The organism is Streptomyces sp. 5K101 (assembly GCF_046506645.1).
In the GTDB taxonomy this organism is placed as follows: Bacteria; Actinomycetota; Actinomycetes; order Streptomycetales; family Streptomycetaceae; genus Streptomyces.
Genome location: NZ_JBKFFO010000002.1, coordinates 246,605 through 267,648 on the forward strand (window position 1 = coordinate 246,605; position 21,044 = coordinate 267,648).

The following is a 21,044-nucleotide window of genomic DNA, read 5'->3' on the forward strand; positions in this document are numbered from 1 at the left end:
GGCGGCCGGTGACGGTACGTCAAGACTCGGGTACACCGAGCGGACGGTTGACAGGCCCCCGTGTCAGCCGCCCTGGTGGCGGCGCGGGCTACGGGCTGATGGCGAGGAACACGTAGGCGGCGAGGATCGCGAGGTGCACCCCGCCCTGCAGCAGCGTGGCCCGGCCCGGCACCACGGTCAGCGCGCCGACGACGACCGTGAGCGCGAGCAGCACCATGTGGGTGGCGCTGAGGCCGAGCAGCAACGGCCCCTCCAGCCAGATGGTCGCGAGGGCAATGGCGGGGATGGTCAGTCCGATGCTCGCCATGGCGGAGCCGAGCGCCAGGTTCAGGCTTCTCTGGACAAGGTCACGGCGGGCCGCCCGTACGGCGGCGAGCGTCTCGGGCAGCAGGACGAGCAGCGCGATGACGACGCCGACGACGGCGTGCGGCAGGCCGGCGGACGCGACGCCGGACTCGATGGTGGGCGACACCGCCTTGGCGTCGCCCACCACCGCGACGAGCGCGACGACGAGGAGACCGAGGCTGAGCAGGGCTGCCGAGCGGCCCGGCGCCTCGCCGTGGTCGTCGGCCTCGTGCGGGGGTCCGCCGTGGCGGGAGACGGGCAGGAAGTACTCGCGGTGGCGCACGGTCTGCACGGCGACGAACAGGCCGTAGAGGCCGAGCGAGGCGACCGCCGCGAACGTCAGCTGGGCGGGTGAGAACTCCGGCCCGGGTCTGCTGGTGGTGAAGGTCGGCAGGACGAGACTGAGGGTGGCGAGCGTCGCGACGGTGGCGAGGGCGGCGCCCGATCCCTCGGCGTTGAAGACGGCGACGCGGTTGTGCAGGGCCGCCACGAGCAGGGACAGACCGACGATGCCGTTGCACGTGATCATGACGGCGGCGAAGACCGTGTCCCTGGCGAGGGATGCGGACTTGTCGCCGCCGTCGGCCATCAGAGTGACGATGAGGGCCACTTCGATGACGGTGACGGCGAACGCGAGGACGAGGGAGCCGAAGGGCTCGCCGACGCGGTGGGCGACCACTTCCGCGTGGTGCACGGCTGCCAGTACGGCTCCGGCCAGACACACGGCCACGGCGACGACCGCGAGGAGCGGCAGGTCGCGCCCCCAGCTGAGCACCAGGGCGACGACCGCGACCAGCGGCACCCAGACGGTCCACCGCCGCATGGCGGACGAGAGGTTCACCGCGCTCATGCGTGCCAGGCTGCCAGGGGCGCTTCGGCTCGGCCATGCGGGGAGCGCCCGCGGGACCGGCCGGGGCGCCTACGCGGTCAGCGCGATAGGGAGCCCTCGGCCCGCGCGTGGGCCGCACCGGACGCTCCGGGCACGGGCGTAGGCCCTCGGCCGCGCGGGGGCGAACACCGCCGACAGCCAGGCCACCGTACTGATGTGCACTCGCTCCGCACGGGGCAGGAGTCCGGGCCGAGGTGCCTGCGCCGGACGCCCCGGGCACGGGCGTAGACCCTCGGCCGCGCGGGGGCGTACACCGCCGACGGCAGGCAGCCGCGCTGATGTGCGCCCGCCCCACGCGGGGCAGCGTCGGGGGGCCGAGGCGCCCGCGCCGGAGCAGGCGGGGACGCGGTGCGGCGTCGGGCCCGTGCGGGGCAGCGGGCTCAGGGGGCGCCCCCGGCCCGCCGACGTGCTCCGCGCGGGTGGGGCCACGCACCGGCCCCCACCGCCCGCGCGACACCCGTGGCGCACGGTGCACGAGGCTCCCGCCTCGTCACACCCGCCGTGCGTGGTCCCGCCAGTACGGCTCGCGGAGGCGGCGTTTGTACAGCTTGCCGTTCGGGTCGCGGGGCATCGTCGTCACGAAGTCCACGGACCTGGGGCGCTTGTAGGCGGCCAGTGCGCTCGCGCAGTGCGCGAGGACGTCCGCGGCGAGGGACGCGCCCGGGGCGTGGCCGTCCGCCGGTTCCACGACGGCCATGACCTCCTCGCCCCAGTCCGCGTGCGGGATGCCGAACACGGCGGCGTCGGCCACGGCCGGATGGGTCAGCAGCACCGACTCGATCTCGGCCGGGTAGATGTTGACCCCGCCGGAGATGATCATGTCGATCTTGCGGTCGCGCAGGAAGAGGTAGCCGTCCGCGTCCAGGTACCCGAGATCCCCGACGGTGAAGAAGTCGCCTACGCGGTTCCTCGCCGTCTTCGCCTCGTCCTTGTGGTAACTGAAGCCGCCCGTTGTCATCTTCATGTAGACCGTGCCGACCTCCCCCGGCGGCAGGCGCTTCCCGTCGTCGTCGAGCACGGCCAGCTCACTGATGGGCCACGCCCGCCCGACCGTGCCGGGCTTCCGCAGCCAGTCCTCGGCCGTCGCGAAGGCCCCGCCGCCCTCGCTCGCCGCGTAGTACTCCTCGACGCAGTTCCCCCACCAGTCGATCATGGCTCGTTTGATGTGGTCGGGGCAGGGCGCGGCGCCGTGGATGGCGTGCCGCATGGAGGAGACGTCGTAGCGCTTCCTGACCTCGTCCGGCAGCGCGAGGAGCCGGTGGAACTGGGTGGGCACCATGTGCGTGTGCGTGCACCGGTACGCGTCGATGAGCCGCAGCATCTCCTCCGGCGCCCACTTGTCCATCAGGACGAGCGGATGCCCGATGTGCAGGGCCGCCGTCGCGAACTGCAGCACGGCCGTGTGGTAGAGCGGCGAGCAGACGAGATGGACGTTGCCGTCGTACGGCTTGATCCCGAAGATGCCGAGGAATCCGCCGAGATGCGTCTCCTCGGGCGTCTTTCCGGGCAGCGGCCGGCGGATCCCCCGGGGGCGGCCCGTCGTGCCGGAGGTGTAGTTCATGACCCAGCCGAGCGTGCGGTCCGCGGGCGGCGTCTCCGGCTGTCCGTCCAGCAGGTCGGCGTACGGGCGGAATCCGGCCACCTCGCCCACGGCGTAGCGGCGGCCCGCGGGCAGCTGCGCCTCGTCGGCGGCGGCCGTCGCCGCCTCGGCGAAGCGTTCGTGCGCGACGAGGACCTCGGCACCGGAGTCGGACACGATCCAGGCGATCTCCGGGCCGACCAGGTGGTGGTTGACCGGAACGAGGTAGAACCCGGCCTGCGCCGCGGCGAGTGCCGCGGTGACGAGTTCGGCGCCGTTGGGCAGGACGACGGCGAACGCGTCGCCGCGCCGCAGTCCGGCCGCCCGCAGCCCGTGGACGAGCCTGTTGGCGGCCGCGTGCAGCCGTCCTGCCTCCCACTGCTCCCCGTCCGGGCAGGTCAGGACGGTACGGCCGGGATCGGCCGCGGCCTGCGCCCAGAACCCGCCCGGGGTTCCTGGCACGCCCGGCCCCTGGGGCACGCCTTCACGATGGGGCACGCCCCGCCCGTGAGCCACGCCCGGACCAGGAGCCTGGCCCGGCCCCTGGCGCACGCCCTCGCGATGGGGCACGCCCCGCCCGTGAGCCACGCCCGGACCGCCCTCGCGATGGGACACGCCCTCGCCATGGGGCACGCCCGGAACCTGGGCCTGGCCCGGACCGCCCGGCGCGTGCGTGGCGCCCGGTCCGTCCGCGGGGTGGGTCATGACCCGCTCCTTCCTGCGATGCGGTTGATGCGGTCGACGGCACGCTCGAAGCCGCGGGTGAGGCCGTCGAAGACCTCCTGGACGGGGCGCTCCGCGTTCATGCGGCCGACGATCTGGCCGACCGGCGTGCCGAGCAGCGGCTCGACCTCGTACCGCTGGATGCGGGAGACGGCCTCGGCGACGAGAAGCCCCTGCAACGGCATGGGCAGCGGCCCGGGTCCTGCCGGGTCGTCCCAGGCATCAGTCCAGGCGGTGCGCAGCTGGCGGGCGGGCTTGCCGGTCAGGGCGCGCGAGCGCACGGTGTCGCCGGAGCCGGCGGCCAGCAGTTTGGCCGTCAGCGCCCGGGAACCGAGCCGGGCTTCGGTGGTGGTGAGCCACAGCGAGCCGATCCACACGCCCTGCGCACCGAGTGCGAGACCGGCGGCGATCTGCTCGCCGCTGCCGATGCCGCCGGCCGCGAGCACGGGCAACGGCGCGACGGCTTCGGCCACTTCGGGAGTGAGCACCATGGAGGCGATCTCGCCGGTGTGCCCGCCTGCCTCGTACCCCTGGGCGACGACGATGTCGATCCCCGCCTCGGCGTGGTGGCGGGCGTGCCGGGCGCTGCCCGCGAGCGCGGCGACGAGGACGCCGTTGTCGTGGGCGCGTTTGACGACGTCGGCGGGCGGGGAGCCGAGGGCGTTCGCGAGGAGGCGGATGGGTCGGTCGAAGGCGACGTCGAGCTGACGGCGGGCCACGTCCTCCATCCAGCCGGTGATGCGCCATCCGGACCGCTCGCCCTCGGCGAGTTCGGGGACGCCGTGCTCGGCGAGGGTGTCGCGGACGAACCGCCGGTGCCCTTCGGGGATCATCGCCTCCACGTCGGCCTCGCTCACGCCCTCGACCTTCCTGGCGGGCATGACGACGTCGAGGCCGTACGGCTTGCCGTCGGCGTGGTCGTGGAGCCAGTCGAGGTCGCGTGCGAGGTCGTCGGGCGCCGTGTAACGGACGGCTCCGAGCACGCCGAAGCCTCCCGCGCGGGAGATGGCGGCAGCCACCGCGGGGAACGGTGTGAAGCCGAAGATGGCGTGCTCGATGCCCAGTTGTCTGCTCAGCTCCGTCTCCATGGGCGCAGGATGCCGCAGGCCGCCGGACGAGGGAAGACATTTTCTGATGAGGCGTCAGATTCTTTGGGACGGTTGACACCCCACCGGTCCGGCAAGAAAGTTTCACGTGTCGCGGAAGATCCGAAAGATACTTTCAGGAAGGATTCCGTATGACCGAGGACGCAGCGGACAGAGGGAGCAGGGCGATCAGCCGGAGGAGACTGGGCAGCGGCCTGCTGGCCCTGGGCGGAGCGCTCACCCTCGCGTCCGTCCCCTTCGCGGCGCCGGCCACGGGAGCGCCCCTGGGCTCCGCTTCCGGTGGCGGCGGCCGAGGACCGGCCCACCGGCCGACGTTGCGGCGCGGCACCCCGGAGCGCGCCGGGCTCCTCGCCCCGCATCTCGACCGTCTCGTCACCGACGCCGAGTCGTTCCTGCACCCTTCCCCCAAGCATCCCTGGTACGCCGGGGCGGTGCTGCTCGCCGGGCGCGGCGGCACGGTCGCCCTGCACCGGGCCATCGGGAAGGCGCTGCGCTACTCGTCGTACGACGAGGTGACCGACACAGCCGTGGAACTGCCCGCGGACCAGCAGATCCCGATGGCCGAGGACACCGTCTTCGACCTGGCGTCCGTCTCCAAGCTGTTCACGTCGATCCTCGCGGTGCAGCAGATCGAGCGCGGACCCCTGGCACTGGAGGAGGCCGTCGCCTCGTACGTGCCCGAGTTCGGCGGTGCGGGCAAGCAGGACATCACCGTGCGGCAGCTGCTCACCCACACCTCGGGGCTGCGCGCCTGGATCCCGCTGTACAAGGAGCCCACGCAGGAGGGCCGACTGCGCCTGCTGTGGCAGGAGGCCCCGGCGAACGCCCCCGGCAGCAGGTACCTCTACTCCGACCTGAACCTGATCGCGCTCCAGCTCGTCCTGGAGAGGATCACCGGCCGGACTCTGGACACCCTGCTGTACGACGAGATCACCGCTCCGCTCGGGATGCACCGCACGCGCTTCAACCCGCCCGCCGAGTGGAAGCCGAGGATCGCGGCGACCGAGGACGCCAGGCGTCCCTGGTCGGGGCTCGAGCGCGGACTGGTGTGGGGAGAGGTCCACGACGAGAACGCGTACAGCTTCGGCGGCGTCGCGGGCCACGCCGGTGTCTTCTCGCGTGCCTGGGATCTCGCGATCCTCGCCCGCACCCTGCTCAACGGCGGCGTCTACGGCCGCACCCGCATCCTCGCGCCGGAATCCGTCGAGCTGATGTTCACCGACTTCAACACGGCGTTCCCCGGCGACGAGCACGGCCTCGGCTTCGAGCTCCACCAGCACTGGTACATGGGCGCCATGGCCACGCCACGGACCGCCGGTCACACCGGATTCACCGGCACCAGCCTGGTCCTCGACCCGACCACCGACTCGTTCCTGGTCGTCCTCGGCAACTCGGTTCATCCGGTGCGCAGTTGGCGTGCGGGCAGTGCGCCGCGTGTGGCAGCCGCCAACAACCTCGCGCGCGCCGTCGCCGTCCGTCCGGCGCACGGGCGTACCGCCTGGTTCGGCGGCATGGCGGGCGCCACGACCGCCACGCTCACCCTGCCCCCGCTCGGGCCCGCGGCCGGACGGCTCCGCTGCTGCCTGTGGTGGGACACCGAGCCCGGCGCGGACCGCGTGTTCCTGGAGGCGTCGGCGGACGGCGGGGCGAGCTGGCAGCCGGTGCCGTTCACGACCACGCACCCCCACGAAGGGGAGCAGCAGCATCCCGCGGGCACGGCGACCGGCTGGTCCGGGCGTGTCTGGCACCGGCTGTCGTCGGAGCTGTCGGCGTGGCGCGGCGCGGAGGTACGCCTGCGCTGGCGGTACACCACCGACCGGCTCTACGTCGGGCGCGGGGTGTACGTGGACGCGATCCAGGTGGCCGACGAGCACGGCCGCACGCTCTTCGACGAGGCGCGCCCCTCGGACGCGGCACGGATCGAGGCGGTCGGCTGGGCCCCCTCCCGGGACTGAGCGTCCAGCCGCACGCCGCCCCGGGGCTGGGACTCGGCTGCGAACCGACTCGGAGCCGAGATCCCGAGCCAGGCCGGAAACCAAGACCCGGGCGGGGCCGTGCGCCGCCTGACGGCCGGGCGTCAGGCGGTCAGGGCATCAGCGGCCCAGCGCCGCCATCGCGGCGTTGTGGCCGGGCACGCCGCTGACCCCGCCGCCGCGCACCGCGCCCGCGCCGCACAGCAGGACGTTGGCGTGTGCCGTCTCCACACCCCAGCGTCCGGTCTCGTCCGTCGTGTAGGGGAACGACAGGTCCCGGTGGAAGATGTGCCCGCCGGGCAGCCGGAGTTCGTGCTCCAGGTCGAGCGGTGTTTTCGCCTCGATGCACGGCTCGCCGTTCGCGTCGAGGGCGAGGCAGTCGGCGATCGGCTCCTCCAGGTACGAGTCGAGCTCGGCGAGCGTGGCGGCCAGCAGCTCGGCGCGTACGGCGTCGTTGTCGGAGGCGAACAGCCGTGCCGGGGTGTGCAGTCCGAACAGGGTCAGGGTCTGGTGGCCCTGCGCCACCAGCTCCGGTCCGAGGATCGACGGGTCGGTCAGGGAATGGCAGTAGATCTCGGAGGGCGGGGCACTGGGCAGCCGGCCCGACGCCGCCTCGCGGTAGGCCGTCGCCAACTGCTCGTAGCCCTCGGAGACATGGAAGGTCCCGGCGAACGCGTCCTTCGGGTCCACGCCGTGGTCATGCAGCCGTGGCAGCCTGCGCAGCAGCATGTTCACCTTCAGCTGGGCGCCCTCGGCGGGAGCCGGCGGCTCCTCGCCGAGCAGGGCGGCGAGTTCCTGCGGGGAGGCGTTCACCAGCACCTGCCGGGCGGCGACCGTCCCCTCCGCGTCGGGAGTGCGGTAGGTGACCTCGGCCCGCGCGCCGTCCGTCTCGACGGCGGTGACCTCGTGCCGGACGGCGATCTCCGCGCCGGCCGCGCGAGCCGCGGCGGCCAGCGCGTCGGTCAGCGCGCCCATCCCGCCGACGGGCACGTCCCAGTCGCCCGTGCCGCCCCCGATCACGTGGTACAGGAAGCACCGGTTCTGCGGCAGTGACGGGTCGTGGGCGTCGGCGAACGTGCCGATCAGCGCGTCCGTGAGCACCACGCCGCGGACGAGGTCGTCGGCGAACCGCTTCTCGATCGCGACGCCGATCGGTTCCTCGAACAGCATCCGCCACGCGGCCTCGTCGCCGACGCGCCGCCGCAGTTCCTCCCGTGACGGCAGCGGCTCGGTGAGCGTCGGGAACACGCGTCCGGCGACCTCGCGCGTGAGGCCGTAGAACTCCTGCCAGGCCGCGTACTCCCGCTCCCCGCCGGTGGTCCTGGCGAACGACCGCGCCGTTCCGGGCCCGCCGACGAGCAGTCCGCCGCTGCCGCGCGGGGTGTACGAGGAGACGGTGCGCTTGCGGACGGCGAAGTCCAGCGCCAGATCGCGCACGATCTTGTCCGGCAGCAGTGAGACGAGGTACGAGAACCGGGACAGGCGCGCGTCGACGCCCGGGAAGGGGCGGGTCGAGACGGCCGCTCCCCCGGTGGTGCCGCTGCGTTCCAGCAGCAGGACGGAGCGTCCGGCGCGGGCGAGGTAGGCGGCGGCGACCAGGCCGTTGTGGCCGCCACCGACGATGACGGCGTCGTACGAGGCGTGTGCGGGCATGGCCGGACCCTAACCCGTCGCGGCCCGCGGCGCGCCCCCTCCGGTCGGCCCGGTCCGGGGACGGCACCCCAGGTCAGCCTCCGGGTGCGCCGCCCCGCTGCTGACGGAGCGCCGCGACGCGCCGGTACACCTCCACGGCCTCCGCGTGGCGGCCGAGCTGTTCGAGGCAGTGCGCCTCGTCGTTGCGGCTGGCGAGGGCGTCCGGGTGGTCGGGGCCGAGGACCCGTTCGCGCGCCTCGGCGACGTGCCGGTAGCCGGCGTACGCGTCGTGCCAGCGCCCGAGCCACCCGAGGGCGACGGCCACCTCGCGGCGGCTGACGAGCGTGTCGGGGTGGTCCGGGCCGAGTACTTGTTCGCGCAGCGCGCACACCTCGCGCGCCTCCCCCAGCGCCTCCGGCCAGCGGGCGAGGCGGCCCAGGTTGACGCCGAGGGTGTGCCGGGCGCGCAGCGTCTCGGGGTCGGTGGGGCCCTGCGCCCGGGCGCGGTCCTCGACGAGCCCCCGGAACAGGTCCAGTGCCTCGGCGCTGCGGCCGAGCCGGCCGAGGCTGATGCCGGCCTCGTACCGCGCGGCGAGCGTGTCCGGGTGGTCGGGACCGAGCGCCTGTGCGCGGGCGGCTGCGACGTCCTGGTAGGTGGCCAGCGCCTCGGCCCAGCGGCCGAGCCGGCCGAGGGCGTGGGCGACCTCGTAGCGGGTGACGAGCGTGTCGGGGTGGCCGGCGCCGAGGACGCGGGCGCGCGCCGCCGCCACGTCGTCGGCCGTGCGGTACGCCTCCTCGACCCGGCCGAGGCGGCTCAGGGTGAACGCCAGGTTGTGCCGGCAGCGCAGGGTGTCCGGGTGGTCGGGGCCCGCCGTCCGCTCGCGGGACGCGAGGACCGCCTCGTACACCTGGTGCGCCTGCGTGTACCGGCCCAGCCGGCCCAGCACGTACGCGGTCTCCTGACGGGCGGCGAGCGTGTCGGGGTGGTCCGCGCCGAGTGCGCGCTCCCGGCCCTCGCCGACGTACGTGAACTCGGTCAGCGCCTCGGCCAGCCGGCCGGTCCGGCTGAGCGTGAAGGCGATCTCGTACCGGCTGGCGAGGGCGTCGGGGTGGTCGGGGCCGAGCAGCGCGGCCCGCTCCGCGGCGACCGCGCGGTGTACCTCGCCGGCCTCGTCCCAGCGACCGAGCCGGCCGAGGCTCAGGCCCGCGCTGTGGCGGCTCGCGAGGACGGCGAGCAGCTCGGGCCGGGGGGTGGACCGTTCGCCGCGGTGGCGGGTGGCGGAGGACGGGCCTGCCTGCGCGGGCACGTGCGGGACGGCGGACGGGTTGGTCCAGGCCCCGGTCAGCGCGGCGGTGCGGTCGGGCAGGGGCGGCCGGACGGCCATGGTGCCGAGGGCCTTGTGACCGGTCGTCATGCCCCGTGTCCAGTCGGGCAGCGGGGGCTCGGCGCCCGCGGACGCCTCCGCCGGGCGCGGGACCGGGACGACCGGGGAGCCGCCGTGGCCCGGGCGGCGGGCGGCGCGGATGCGGCGGCGCAGGTCGCCCGCGTCCGGGGGCCGTTCCCCCGGTGTCTTGGCGAGCAGGTCGAGCACGATCCGCTCCAGGAAGCCGGGGACCTCCTCCCGTACCTCGCGCAGCGGTCTCGGCGCGGTGTCCCGGTGGCCGACGAGGATCGACCAGGTGTCGTCGAGGTCGAACGGCGGGGCGCCGGTGGCCAGTTCGTACAGGACACAGCCGAGCGAGTACAGGTCGCTGCGGTGGTCGACCGAGCTGCCGCCGATCTGTTCCGGCGACATGTAGTGGGGCGTGCCCATGGCGATGCCGGTGCCGGTCAGCTTGGAGGTGAAGCCGATGTCCTCCCCCAGGCGGGCGATGCCGAAGTCGCAGATCTTCACCGCGCCGCCGGTCAGCCGCATGATGTTGGCGGGCTTGAGGTCGCGGTGCACGATGCCCTGTTCGTGGGTGTAGGCGAGGGCGTCGGCGATCTGGTCGGCGATGTCGATGACGTCGCCGACCGGCAGCGGCTGCTGCTTGTTGTCCTCCAGCAGCTGGCTGAGGTTGCGGCCCTCCAGAAGCTCCATCACGAGGTAGAGGACACCGTCGTGTTCGCCGAAGTCGTGGACGACGGTCACGCCGCGGTGCTGGAGCGCGGCCGCGACCCGGGCCTCGCGGCGGAACCGCTCCCTCAGCACGTCGGAGAACGACTGGTCGTGCTGGACGCCCATCGGTTTCAGGCACTTGACCGCGACCCGCCGGCCGAGCGACTCGTCACGGGCCCGCCACACCTCGCCCATGCCGCCGCGCCCGATGAGATCGAGCAGTCGGTACCGGCCGTGGATCAGCCTGGATTCCGCCATCTCGTGCTGTCGCCCCCGTCGCTGTCCTGCGCCCTCCCCGGCCCGTCCAGTATGGCGGCCCGTCTGCGGAGTTTGTACGGGGTGGGGCGCGTTGCCGGCCCGAGTCGGGCCATCGCTTTCAGAAAGTGACCGGACGGCAGCCGCCGCCGTAGCCGGGAGGGGACGCAGCGGCCCTGGGGTACGCCTCAGAGGAGTGAGGCGGAACCGTCCGATCGCTTTGTGAGCACTGCGAGCACGTCCTCGGCCCAGCGGATGTTCTCGCGCTCGAAGGCCATGCCGCGCAGCAGGGTGAGGTAGGGCCCCACGCGTTCGGCATGCGTGAGGTGATCGGTCTCGTCCGTGCCGCCGAGCAGCCGGTCACGCAGGCGCTCGTAGCGGGCGAGCTTGGCGCGTGACCGGTCGAGCAGGTCGCCGACGGACGCGCGTACGGCCTCGGTGTCTCCGTCGTCGACGGCCTGGACCTGTACGAGGAGTTCGTCCCGGATCGCGCCGGGCTTCGGGGCCCGGGAGGTGAACCGCCTCAGGGCCGCCCGGCCCGCCTCGGTGAGGGAGTACACGCGCTTGTTGGGGCGTCGCTCCTGGACCACCACGCGGGCGGCGATCAGGCCGTCGGCCTCCATGCGCTCCAACTCGCGGTAGAGCTGCTGCGGAGTGGCGGCCCAGAAGTTGGCGACGGTCGCATCGAAGCCCTTGGCCAGGTCGTAGCCGGACGCCTCGCCTTCCAGCAGGGCCGCGAGAACGGCGTTGCGCAGTGCCATGGCCTCACGCTAGCAGCATCCGCGACTAATCAAAAAAGTGAATAGAAGGCCTGGACGCGCCGCCGCCGCGGCCACTAGCCTCGTCGCACCTACTCACTTTGTTGACTATTCGTGGAGGCGACCATGACGTCATTCCGCCAAGCCGTCGAGGCGAACGACCACGCCGCGATCGAGGCGCTCCTCGCCGAGGACGTCGTCTTCACCAGCCCCGTTGCCTTCAAGCCCTACGCGGGAAAGGCGATCACGGCGGCCATCCTGCGCGGGGTGTCCCGTGTGTTCACCGACTTCCGCTACGTGCGGGAGATGACCGGTCGGGACGGACGCGACCACGCGCTGGTCTTCCGGGCCAAGGTCGGCGACCGGGAGATCACCGGCTGCGACTTCCTGCACTTCGACGAGCAGGGACTCATCGACGACTTCACGGTGATGGTCCGCCCGCTGTCCGCCGCGCAGGCGCTGGCAGCGGCCATGGCGGAGCAGTTCGACCGGATCGCCCAGGAGGCCGCCGGCGCGGCGAAGGCGGAAGGGGCCTGAGCGACCACGACGCGCCGGGCCGCCATGCCTTTCAGCGTCGTACCCGTGGCATCCCCAGTCCGATCCAGGAGATGATCTCGCGCTGGATCTCGTTGTTGCCGCCGCCGAAGGTGAAGATGACGGCCGAGCGGTAGCCGCGTTCGAGTTCGCCGTGCAGGACGGCTCCGGCCGAGCCCTCCTTGAGGGGGCCCGCGGCTCCGACGACCTCCATCAGCCAGGCGTAGGCGTCGCGCCGGGCCTCGGAGCCGTAGACCTTGACGGCGGAGGCGTCCTGCGGGGTGAGGGTGCCGTCCTGGACGGCGTTCACCATCTGCCAGTTGAGCAGCTTCATGGCGTCGAGACGGGTGTGGGTACGGGCGAGCCGGCCCCGGACCCAGCCCAGGTCGATGACGCGGCGGCCGTCGGCGAGCTTGGTGTCGGCGGCCCAGCGCTGGACGTCGTGCAGGGCGCGGATCGCCATGGTGCCGTGTGCGGCGAGGGTGACGCGTTCGTGGTTGAGCTGATTGGTGATCAGCCGCCAGCCCTTGTTCTCCTCGCCGACGCGGTGGGACACCGGGACACGGACGTTCTCGTAGTAACTGGCCGTGGTGTCGTGGGAGGAGAGGGTGTTGATCAGGGTGCAGGAGTAGCCGGGGTCGGTGGTCGGTACGAGGAGCATGGTGATGCCCTTGTGGGGCGGGGCCTCGGGGTCCGTGCGCACGGCGAGCCACACCCAGTCGGCGGTGTCGCCGTTGGTGGTCCAGATCTTCTGCCCGTTGACCGTGTAGTGGCCGGTGGCCTCGTCGCCCTCGCGCACCGCGCGGGTCCTGAGCGAGGCGAGGTCGGTGCCCGCCTCCGGTTCGCTGTAGCCGATCGCGAAGTCGATCTCGCCGGAGAGGATTCCGGGCAGGAAGCGGGCCTTCTGTTCGTCGCTGCCGAACTGCATGATCGTGGGGCCGACGGTGTTCAGTGCCATCAGCGGCAGCGGCACGCCCGCCTGGGCCGCCTCGTCGAAGAAGATGAACTGTTCGACCGGGCTCAGGCCGCGGCCGCCGTACTCCTTCGGCCAGCCCACCCCCAGCCAGCCGTCCGCGCCGAGGCGGCGGATCGTCTCGCGGTAGAAGCGTTTGCGGGCGGCCGGCTCGGCAGTGGCGTCACCACCCGTGCCCTCGGGGCCACGGGGGAGGTTGTCGGCGTGGTCGGGGACCAGTTCGGCGAAGTAGGTGCGCAGTTCGGCGCGCAACCGCTGTTGCTGCGGCGTGTAGCGAAGGTGCACGGCTCCTCCAGGCGTCTCGCGGTCCGTCCCTTGCGCGGCGGCGCGCACACAGTAGAACGTGTTGCAGGAATCCGGAAGGGCCGTGCGCGGCCTACAGCGAGCGGTACACGGCGTCGACGAGAGCCATCTTGCACGGGTCGTCGGCGATGTGCGGGCCCAGCCGGTTCATGACGTAACCCAGGCCGATGCCCGCCTCGGGGTCGGCGAGGCCGCACGAGCCGCCTTCCCTGCCCCTCGCGGACCCGTTCCGCGGCCTCCGCGCTCAGCACCCGGCGGCCGTCGAGCACACCGCGCCCGGCGAAGATCCCGTACAGCGCGGCGACGGCGCGGCCGGTCGCATGTCCGTTGGCGGCGGGCACCTGGGCGGCGCGCCACTGCGGCGAGTCGGCACCGGCCGCGCCGACCACGGGGTTGAGCAGCGCGGCGAGCGCGAGCGGCGACAACTGCTCGAAGACGGCGGCCTGTTCGGCGGAGGGCCGGACCCGGGGATGCTCCAGTTCGGCGACGCGGTCGGCCTCCCCCTCGGGCACCCCGAGGGGGAAGTCGATGCCGAGCGGCCCGGTGACCTCCTGGCGCAGGAAGTCGCCCGGCAGCTCTCCCGTGATCCGCCGGACGACCTCGCCGACCAGATGGCCGTAGGTCAGCGCGTGGTAGCCGGATCGGGTACCGGGCGCCCACCAGGGCTCGGTCGCGGCCAGCCGGGCACAGGTCAGCTCCCAGTCGCACAGCTCGTCGAGCGAGTGCGGTTCGCGAAAGCCGGCGAGCCCGGCCCGATGGGAGAGGAGATGGCGCACAAGCACCTTCTCCTTGCCCGCCGCGGCGAACTCGGGCCAGTACGACGCCACCGGCGCGTCCAGGTCGAGCTGCCCCCCCGGTCGGCGAGCAGATGCGCGCACAGGGCCGTGGGGCCCTTGGTGGTCGACCACACGTTGACCAGCGTGTCGCGCTCCCACGGCCTGGTGCGGGCGGGATCGGCCCAGCCGCCCCACAGGTCGACGACCGTCTCGCCGCCTACCCGCACGGTCACGCCGGCGCCCAGCTCGCCACGTTCGCGGAAGTTGTCCTCGAAGGCGGCCCGCACGGCCGCGAAGCGCTCGTCGCAGTGGCCGTCGATCCGGGGTGCGTCCTCGTCGGCGTCGACCGCCATGGGAACCTCCGTCGGCTGCGTCCGGTCACGGGAGGGCCGCCGTGCCGGGCCCCGGGGCGACGTACCGACCGGTCGGACTGAAGGGGAAGGAGGTGTGGGGGCCTCCCTGAGATCACATTTTGAGCGCCGGCTACGGAACCATGAGCAGCTACAGTGCGGCTGCGACGCGATGAGGGGGCACGGTGGCCAAGGTCAATATCAGTCTCGACGCCGAACTCGTTGTGGAAGTGATGGTCCTGGCGGGGATCGGCTCGCCCCAGGACGCGATCGAGGCGATCGTGCGGGACTACATCGCCCGTGGCCACCGCACGGAGGCCCGCACCGAGCTCAAGGACCAAAGTCTGCGCGAACTCGACGTCAAGCCGCAGGAGCCACAAGGCTGAGCACCCTGCCGCGTGCCGCCGCTCAAACCGCCAGGCGACACATCCAAGAGTCCACCGGCACAGACGACGAACGGCAGTTACGGGACGGCCCTGAGACAGGGTGCTCAAGGCCACTGTCATCAGGAAGCCTTGAGGTATCGGACGAACGCGGTCCACTGGCTGGTCGGCACGGCCGCCCCAGGACCGTCGGTGACCTTGGAATCACGCACACCCGTGCGGTCATCCGGGCTCCGCCCGAAGAAGTCCGCCGGGGCCGCGATCGCATGCACCAGGAGCACTGGGGCGCGAACATCACGGACTTCGAGTTGGGCCGCCGTTCCGACACACATTGTCGGGTTTGCCGCCCAGAAAGGATGTACCCGGTGGATGGCGACGCCCTTTCCGCCGCGGTCAAGGGCCGGAGCTCTTGGCGAGGATGTCCTTCAGTGCTTGCGCGATGTCGTTCCGCAGCGCGTCGTGTCGTGGTCCGAGAGCGTGTGCAGGGGCCAGCCGCTGTGACCCGTAGCGCCATACTGGGCCGTGCCGGAACTCCTCCGGTTCCCAGTGGTAGCGCGGGTGGACATGGCCGTGGAGGTGCTCCCAGGAGTTGCCCAGCACTTCATAGTTCAGGCGCCGAAACCCCTTGTCGTGCTTGCGGCACGCTTGCTCGACGGCCTCCCCGAGCAATGAGAGATCGAGCAGAAAGCGGGCTCGCTCGTCGCGCGGTAGATCGGTCAGATGGTTGGCTTTGCCCGCGTACAGCAGCAGGCAGTAGCCACGGAGGTGCTGGGTATCGCCCATCACTGCCCAGCCAGTACGCATGCCGGCAAGGACGGTGGGGTTCTCACCCCGCTCGGCGGAGCCGATGCGGTCGTCTTTCCAATGCGTCATGTCCTCATGCCTATCAGGCGGTTAATGGTGCAGACAGCGCGGCTGTGAGCTCATAGGCTGACAGGCATGTGTTGAAGATCCTTGGACGCCTCAGTGACCTGGCCGAAGGACTGAGCCGAGGCTGACCGGCTGCTTCGAATGCTCCAGACCTTGCCGAGGACGCCTGGGCCGACGTCGCCGACAGTGACTCCACCGATTCTTGGCGGCGGACCGTCGAGGAATGGCTCGACAAGGAACTGTCAGGCTGGCGTGCTGAGCCATGGGCAGTGACCTGAGTCCTCAGCCCACACAGTTGATCAAGACGTCGGTGTCGCGTTCTCCAGGATCTCCTTCGTCGCGCCGGCCGACAGGCCGCGGGCCCCCATCAGGGTGCGGATCAACCGGAGCCGGTGCACGTGGTCCCCGCCGTGGTCGGCCTGGTTGGACGCGGTGGCCCGCCCAGGGTGCAGCATCCCCTCACGCAGGTAGTACTTGATCAGCGGCACCCGCACGCCGGTGCGCCGACTGAGCTCGGAGACCTTCCTCTACTGCACTTCTCAGCAATGGATAGCGGATAAAGTTATTATCCATTCTTGCGTGAACGGCACGTCCGGCCCGTGACGGCTTCTTCGCGTCCGCCCCACCGGCCGTACGGCGCGGGCCTGTTCCTCACCGTGGCCTGAACAGGAACCACCTACGAAAGGACTCTCCGCCCATGTTCGGCACACTCATGCTCATCGCCGTTCCCACCTTGCTGCTGCGGCTGCTCGGCGCGTTCGGCGTCGGACGGTTCGCGACCTGGCGGGTGTCCGTCCTGCACGGCCTCGCGGTCATGCTGATGTGCACGGCGAGCGCGCACTTCGTCCCGTCCGCCATCGGCCCGATGCCCGGCCACCACGACCTGGTCGCGATGGTCCCGCCGTTCGTGCCGTTCCCCCGCCTCGCGGTCTACGCGACGGGCGTTCTGGAACTCCTCGGCGCCGCCGGGCTCGTCCGCGAGGCCACCCGGCCGGCGGCCGGGCTCGGCCTCGCCGTGCTGTTCGTCCTGATGCTCCCGGCCAACATCCACGCGGCCGTCGCACAGATCCCGTTCAACGGGGAGCCGGCGACGCCGCTGTGGTTCAGGATTCCCGAGCAGGTGGTCTTCATCGGCGTCGCGCTGTGGGCCTACCTCCCGGCACGTGCCGCGGCTGCCCGCCGGGCCGCCGGCGTGCCTGCTCAGCCCGGAACCACGTCATAGAGGCCGCGGTCGGCAAGCCGGAGCCTCCGGGATCCCAGTGCGGCACCGGCTACGGCCGTACGATCGCCTGGACCGCCCACGACGGTGAGGAAGGATGTCGGCTCAGTGGTGAACTACCTCGCGATCATCGCCCGTCGCTCCGGTGCGATGAGGTCGACGCCATGCTGATCTACTCGATGGGCGTCTCGGTGGACGGCTTCATCACCGACCGCGAGGGCGCGTTCGGGTGGACGGACCCCAACGAGGAGCAGTTTCGTTTCCACATCGCGCAGACACGTGAGCTCGGCGGCTATCTGTGCGGCCGCAGGCTTTACGAGACCATGCTGCCGTGGGACACGGATCCCTCGATGCGCGACAACGAGCTCTGGGCCGCGTTCGCCGACGTCTGGTGCGCTCTCCCGAAGGTCGTCTTCAGTCGCACGCTCGACAGCGTTCAGGGCAACGCCCGGCTCGCCGAGGCGTCGGTGGCCGACGAGGTCGCCGCGGCGCTCGACGCGACCGACAAGGACGTCGCGATCGGCGGCGCCGGCCTGGCCGCCGCGGCGATCGAGCTCGGTCTCGTCGACGAGCTGCGCATGTTCCGCAATCCGATCGTCGTCGGTGGCGGCACGCCCTTCCTGCCGCCGGTCACCGAAGTCGTCCGGCTGGACCTGGTCGAGACCAGGACGTTCGGCTCGCACGTGATCTACGAGCGCTACCGGCGCGCCCGTGATGAGCCGGCCCGCGGGGAGGACAGGAACCACCCGTAGCGGGGACGGCCGGCCCGTCTGAGGGCCCCGAGGCCCCCAGACGGGCGGGCGTTACGCCGCGTCGCGGTGGCCGGACGTCGACGCCGTCGTCACCCTGACCGGGACCGTGTCGGTCGTGCTGTTCACCGTCACCGCCAGGGTGACGCTGCCCTCGCGCAGGGCCGTGAGGCGGCCCGTCGACGGGTCGAACGACGCGGCGTGCCGGGGCCGGGCGTCCTGGGCGCGGCCGATGTACAGGTTCGGGGAGCCGGTCCAGTCCACGCTCATCGGCCACGCCGCCGGCACGCGCCGTGCGCCCTGCTGCACCGTCGCCCGCACGTCGCCGCTCTCCCCGGGCCGCAGCGCGGCCGGCGCGTCGAGCGCCACCCCGTCCGCGTGGGCCCGGGTCTGGACCGAGACCCAGTCGGGCCGCGGGCCCCACGGGGCGCGGCGGCCCGCCGCCTGGTCGGCGCCGGAGACCTCGTCGACGCCGACGAGGGACCAGCCGGTGAAGCCGCCCTCGTCCACCGGGCCGGCCGGGGTCTTTCCGGAGTTGCCGTTGACGAGGTAGGGCACGCCGTCCACGTGCGCGGCGTGGAAGACCCCGACGTGGCTGCCGATCAGTGCGGCTCCCTTGCCCGTCGTACGCCGGAACCGGGCGAGCCAGTCCTCGACCAGCGCGGCCTCCTTGCGGTCGCCGAGCTGGCTGGCCTTCTGCACGGTGGGGTCCCGCGGCGGCACGTGCTCGACGACCATGACCGACCCGACGGCGGAGTCGGTGGCCGCGGCGTCGAGCTGGGCGCGCAGTGCCTTGATCTGGGCGAGGCCGCCGCCGCGCAGGCTCAGGCTGGACGTGTCGAGCGTGACGAAGCGTGTGCCACGGTGGTCGAAGACCCGGTGCGCGGGACCGAATTCCGCTACGAAGTGGTCGATCCTCCCGCCCATCACCTCGTGGTTGCCCGGCACGTAGTACCAGGGCAGGGCGTCGCCGAGTTCCTCGGTCAGCACGCGGCGCGCGAAGGCCAGGTCGGCCGGGGAGCCCTCGTCCACGAGGTCGCCGTTGACCACGAGGAAGTCGGGACGGGCGGCCCTGATCTCCCGAAGCGTCCTGCGGGCCTGAACCACGATGGGGCTGTCGGGGTCCCGGGCGACGAACTGTGCGTCGGACATGACGGCGAAGCGCCAGTCGCGCGCTCCGGTCACGGCCGCGGAGTCGACGAGAGCGTCGGTGACGCGCGGCGGAGCCGGCAGGTCGACGGCGGGCGGCACCTGGGCGTCGAGTCCGTCGATCACGATCCGACCGTTGTACTGCCGGTTCGCGGCGGTCTCGGCGAGATAGAAGCGGTGGACGGACAGCGGCGTGGCGGCGCCGGGCGGTACGGCGAAGGTGACCTGCCGCCAGCCCGTCCAGGTGACGTACGGCCCGCGCAGCAACTGGTCGGATCCGGCGGCGTCCTTGAGGTGCAGGGTGGGCCAGGCTCCGTTGCCGTCGCCCTTGATCCAGAGCGTGAAGGCCTGCGGTTGTCCGGGGACGGCGATCGGCTGCGGCGGGGTGGCGTAGGCGGCGCGCGTCGCGGTCGACCGGGTGAAGTCGTAAGCGATCTCCAGCCCCGTTCCGCTGTGTCCGTCGGGCGTGGGGGCGAGGGAGCCGCCCGCGCGGGCATGGCTGAATTTCCATCGGGCGGCGTCGTCGAAGGAGCTGACGGCCTGCTCGGCGAGGCCGACGCTCACGGCCAGCACGGTGGTGACACCGCCCGCGGTGGCGGTGATCCGCCCGGCGGTGTCGCTTGTGCGGGCACTGACGGTGAAGGAGCCGCTGGTGTCTCCGCGGACGGTGAACCGTTCACGGTCGTAGTCGAGTCGGACGTCGTCCGGTTCGACGGGGGCGCTGTTGCCCTGGGCGTCGTACCCGACGATGCCGAACGAGCCGGTGCGGGAGGCGTCGGCGAGCGCCACCCGCCGTACAGTCGGCTCGATGCGTGCCAGGTCGTCGAGGACGGTCAGGCGGATGCTGCCCTGGGCGCCCGCGCGTGCGGCGCGTATCTCGGTGGTACCGCTGTCACGGGCGCGGAAGACGCCCTGGTCGTCGACGCGTCCGACGGACGACTTGACCGAGAGCCAGCGGGGCGTGGCGGCGGCGGGACCGTACGTCTCGTCGTACCCGGCGGCGGTGAGGCGGCGGGTCAGGCCGGGGAACACCCGCTCGGGGTGACCACCCTTGACGGGGTCGGCGGTGGGCGCGCCGGCGGCGGGCATCGCGGTCTCCACCCAGTAGCCGCGCAGCTGTCCGCTGCCGTCGGGGGCGGTGAGGGCGAGGCCGTTGGGGACGTCGCGCTCGCTGCCGTCGGACGGGCTGTTCTCCACCTGGAGGGCGTCACTGCCGGGTTCGCGGGCGACGAGAGTGGAGGAGCCGCCGCCGTCGAGGTTGAGGGCGTTGTGCGCACCGGCCTTCTTCATCATCAGGCCGAGTTCGGTGAGGGTGACGCCGCCGCTGTCGGCCTGCCGCCCGTCGACGGTGATGACGTGCATCGACCGGCCGTCCCGGGAGAACCCGACGGCGGTACGGGGCGCGGTGGCGTTGTTGCCGGCGCCCTCGTGGTTCTGCGCCACGCCGTCGACGACGAGGAGTTCGCGGCCGCCGACGGCCGTGCGCGGTACGGCCCCGCTGTCGGTGCGCGGCCGGTACTCCGCCGACACCGGGTCGCCGGGGCGCAGCGCGGCGAGTACGGCGGCCCCGGCCTCGCGGCCGACGAGAACGGTGGTGTCGTCGGCGACGGGCCCGCTGCCGGGCCGGTCGTGCACGGCGACGACCTTGCCGTCGCGGACGACGGCCTCGGCGACGGGGGTCGCGGCGTCGACGGTGAGGGCCCGGTCCGCCTCACCCCAGGCGGCGGTGTACGCGCCGATGCCGCCTGCCGGGACGTTGGCGGCGTTGTAGGCGCCGAGGGGGTGTGTGCCGCCGGGGACGGTCAGGGTGCCGTCGAAGTACACCTGGAGGACTCGTCCCGCGCCCTCGGGTCCGATGCCGACGGCCCGGTGCGCGCCGGGTGCGGGTGAGTGGGTGGGCTTCCCGTCGCGGATGCCGGCGCCCTGGGGTGCGCCGGTCTGGTTGATGTCGAAGAAGTCGCCGTTGATGGCGGCGACTGTGCGCCTGCCGTGGCCGGGGTCGTGCCGGGCGGCGAGTTCCGAGACGCTGTCGCGGTCGGCGACCTTGCCGGAGGAGAGGTAGTCGGCCCGGACGTCGCCGCCGCCGAGGTCGACGGAGAGTTCGTCGACACGCAGCCACTTGGCGGCCTCGAGCCGGTCGTACGAGGTGAGTTCGACGCCGGGCGCGACGGGCCGGCGGCTGCGGGCGGTCTCGATGCCGTCCTCGTCGGCCACCGCGGCATGCGTTCCGCCGGGGTCGCTGGCGGGCGGCGGGGCGATGGGCCGCAGTGTCTCGGCGGACTTGCGGGGCGGCGGCACGGGTGTCGGGTCGGCGGCGGCGGGGACGCTCGCCCCGGCCGCCAGTGCGGACAGCGTCGTGAGGAGCACGACGGTGTGTCTT

Annotated in this window: 16 protein-coding genes and 3 pseudogenes; 5 read left to right on the forward strand and 14 right to left on the reverse strand. The window is 72.6% G+C overall.

Annotation, left to right across the window (positions count from 1 at the left end; all coding sequences use genetic code 11):
- Positions 1 to 88 precede the first annotated feature (88 nt).
- From ACLB9X_RS04105 to ACLB9X_RS04115, 3 genes are all read right to left on the reverse strand, one after another.
- Complete coding sequence (locus ACLB9X_RS04105) at positions 89 to 1,195, reverse strand: calcium:proton antiporter (RefSeq protein WP_410358827.1); 1,107 nt, start codon at positions 1,193 to 1,195, stop codon at positions 89 to 91.
- A 529-nt stretch (positions 1,196 to 1,724) separates the two neighbouring features.
- Positions 1,725 to 3,293, reverse strand: coding sequence for an acyl-CoA synthetase (locus ACLB9X_RS04110; protein WP_410359135.1), 1,569 nt, complete (start codon positions 3,291 to 3,293; stop codon positions 1,725 to 1,727).
- 221 nt (positions 3,294 to 3,514) lie between these two features.
- The gene (locus tag ACLB9X_RS04115) at positions 3,515 to 4,624 is read right to left on the reverse strand and encodes an NAD(P)H-dependent flavin oxidoreductase (RefSeq protein WP_410358828.1); all 1,110 of its coding nucleotides are present in this window, start codon (positions 4,622 to 4,624) and stop codon (positions 3,515 to 3,517) included.
- A 149-nt stretch (positions 4,625 to 4,773) separates the two neighbouring features.
- Between ACLB9X_RS04115 and ACLB9X_RS04120 the strand changes: the two genes are divergently transcribed.
- Positions 4,774 to 6,597 (forward strand): serine hydrolase, encoded by a 1,824-nt coding sequence (locus ACLB9X_RS04120; RefSeq protein WP_410358829.1) that lies wholly within the window; start codon positions 4,774 to 4,776, stop codon positions 6,595 to 6,597.
- A gap of 138 nt (positions 6,598 to 6,735) precedes the next feature.
- On the opposite strand, the gene ACLB9X_RS04125 is transcribed toward ACLB9X_RS04120, so the two are convergent.
- From ACLB9X_RS04125 to ACLB9X_RS04140, 4 genes and pseudogenes are all read right to left on the reverse strand, one after another.
- On the reverse strand, positions 6,736 to 8,268 hold the full coding sequence (locus tag ACLB9X_RS04125) for a phytoene desaturase family protein (RefSeq protein WP_410358830.1): 1,533 nt from the start codon (positions 8,266 to 8,268) through the stop codon (positions 6,736 to 6,738).
- Positions 8,269 to 8,341: 73 nt separating this feature from the next.
- Entirely contained in the window at positions 8,342 to 10,603 is a 2,262-nt protein-coding gene (locus ACLB9X_RS04130; protein WP_410358831.1) for a tetratricopeptide repeat protein, read from the reverse strand.
- Positions 10,585 to 10,773 (reverse strand): annotated as a pseudogene (locus tag ACLB9X_RS04135) (DUF2236 domain-containing protein); the annotation flags it as partial. The gene ACLB9X_RS04130 and the pseudogene ACLB9X_RS04135, both read right to left, overlap by 19 nt.
- 15 nt (positions 10,774 to 10,788) lie before the next feature.
- Positions 10,789 to 11,361: a PadR family transcriptional regulator gene (locus ACLB9X_RS04140; RefSeq protein ID WP_410358832.1), complete on the reverse strand. Its 573-nt coding sequence runs from the start codon at positions 11,359 to 11,361 to the stop codon at positions 10,789 to 10,791.
- Positions 11,362 to 11,484: 123 nt separating this feature from the next.
- Between ACLB9X_RS04140 and ACLB9X_RS04145 the strand changes: the two genes are divergently transcribed.
- Positions 11,485 to 11,895 (forward strand): nuclear transport factor 2 family protein, encoded by a 411-nt coding sequence (locus tag ACLB9X_RS04145; protein ID WP_410358833.1) that lies wholly within the window; start codon positions 11,485 to 11,487, stop codon positions 11,893 to 11,895.
- 31 nt (positions 11,896 to 11,926) lie between these two features.
- Here the strand turns inward: ACLB9X_RS04145 and ACLB9X_RS04150 are convergent, their stop codons facing one another.
- The 3 genes and pseudogenes from ACLB9X_RS04150 to ACLB9X_RS04160 all read right to left on the reverse strand — a co-directional run bounded on the left by ACLB9X_RS04150 (position 11,927) and on the right by ACLB9X_RS04160 (position 14,297).
- The gene (locus ACLB9X_RS04150; protein ID WP_410359136.1) at positions 11,927 to 13,150 is read right to left on the reverse strand and encodes an acyl-CoA dehydrogenase family protein; all 1,224 of its coding nucleotides are present in this window, start codon (positions 13,148 to 13,150) and stop codon (positions 11,927 to 11,929) included.
- A 221-nt stretch (positions 13,151 to 13,371) separates the two neighbouring features.
- Positions 13,372 to 13,953, reverse strand: a pseudogene (locus tag ACLB9X_RS04155) (serine hydrolase domain-containing protein); the annotation flags it as partial.
- A complete protein-coding gene (locus ACLB9X_RS04160; RefSeq protein ID WP_410358834.1) occupies positions 13,860 to 14,297 on the reverse strand; it encodes a serine hydrolase in 438 nt (145 codons plus the stop codon). The gene ACLB9X_RS04160 and the pseudogene ACLB9X_RS04155, both read right to left, overlap by 94 nt.
- Positions 14,298 to 14,479: 182 nt before the next feature.
- Here ACLB9X_RS04160 and ACLB9X_RS04165 point away from each other — a divergent pair, with 182 nt between their 5' ends.
- Positions 14,480 to 14,680, forward strand: coding sequence for a type II toxin-antitoxin system VapB family antitoxin (locus ACLB9X_RS04165; protein ID WP_356935954.1), 201 nt, complete (start codon positions 14,480 to 14,482; stop codon positions 14,678 to 14,680).
- A gap of 119 nt (positions 14,681 to 14,799) precedes the next feature.
- On the opposite strand, the gene ACLB9X_RS04170 is transcribed toward ACLB9X_RS04165, so the two are convergent.
- From ACLB9X_RS04170 to ACLB9X_RS04180, 3 genes and pseudogenes are all read right to left on the reverse strand, one after another.
- Positions 14,800 to 15,009 (reverse strand): DUF397 domain-containing protein, encoded by a 210-nt coding sequence (locus ACLB9X_RS04170; protein WP_410358835.1) that lies wholly within the window; start codon positions 15,007 to 15,009, stop codon positions 14,800 to 14,802.
- 61 nt (positions 15,010 to 15,070) lie between these two features.
- A complete protein-coding gene (locus ACLB9X_RS04175) occupies positions 15,071 to 15,550 on the reverse strand; it encodes an HIT family protein (RefSeq protein ID WP_410358836.1) in 480 nt (159 codons plus the stop codon).
- A 296-nt stretch (positions 15,551 to 15,846) separates the two neighbouring features.
- Positions 15,847 to 16,059, reverse strand: a pseudogene (locus tag ACLB9X_RS04180) (MerR family transcriptional regulator); the annotation flags it as partial.
- Between the two features lie 185 nt (positions 16,060 to 16,244).
- Here ACLB9X_RS04180 and ACLB9X_RS04185 point away from each other — a divergent pair.
- Both ACLB9X_RS04185 and ACLB9X_RS04190 read left to right on the forward strand, forming a co-directional pair.
- Positions 16,245 to 16,769, forward strand: coding sequence for a hypothetical protein (locus tag ACLB9X_RS04185; protein ID WP_410358837.1), 525 nt, complete (start codon positions 16,245 to 16,247; stop codon positions 16,767 to 16,769).
- A 161-nt stretch (positions 16,770 to 16,930) separates the two neighbouring features.
- On the forward strand, positions 16,931 to 17,518 hold the full coding sequence (locus tag ACLB9X_RS04190) for a dihydrofolate reductase family protein (protein WP_410358838.1): 588 nt from the start codon (positions 16,931 to 16,933) through the stop codon (positions 17,516 to 17,518).
- Positions 17,519 to 17,569: 51 nt separating this feature from the next.
- On the opposite strand, the gene ACLB9X_RS04195 is transcribed toward ACLB9X_RS04190, so the two are convergent.
- Positions 17,570 to 21,031, reverse strand: a complete 3,462-nt coding sequence (locus tag ACLB9X_RS04195; RefSeq protein WP_410358839.1) for a phosphodiester glycosidase family protein — start codon at positions 21,029 to 21,031, stop codon at positions 17,570 to 17,572.
- Positions 21,032 to 21,044: the final 13 nt, after the last annotated feature.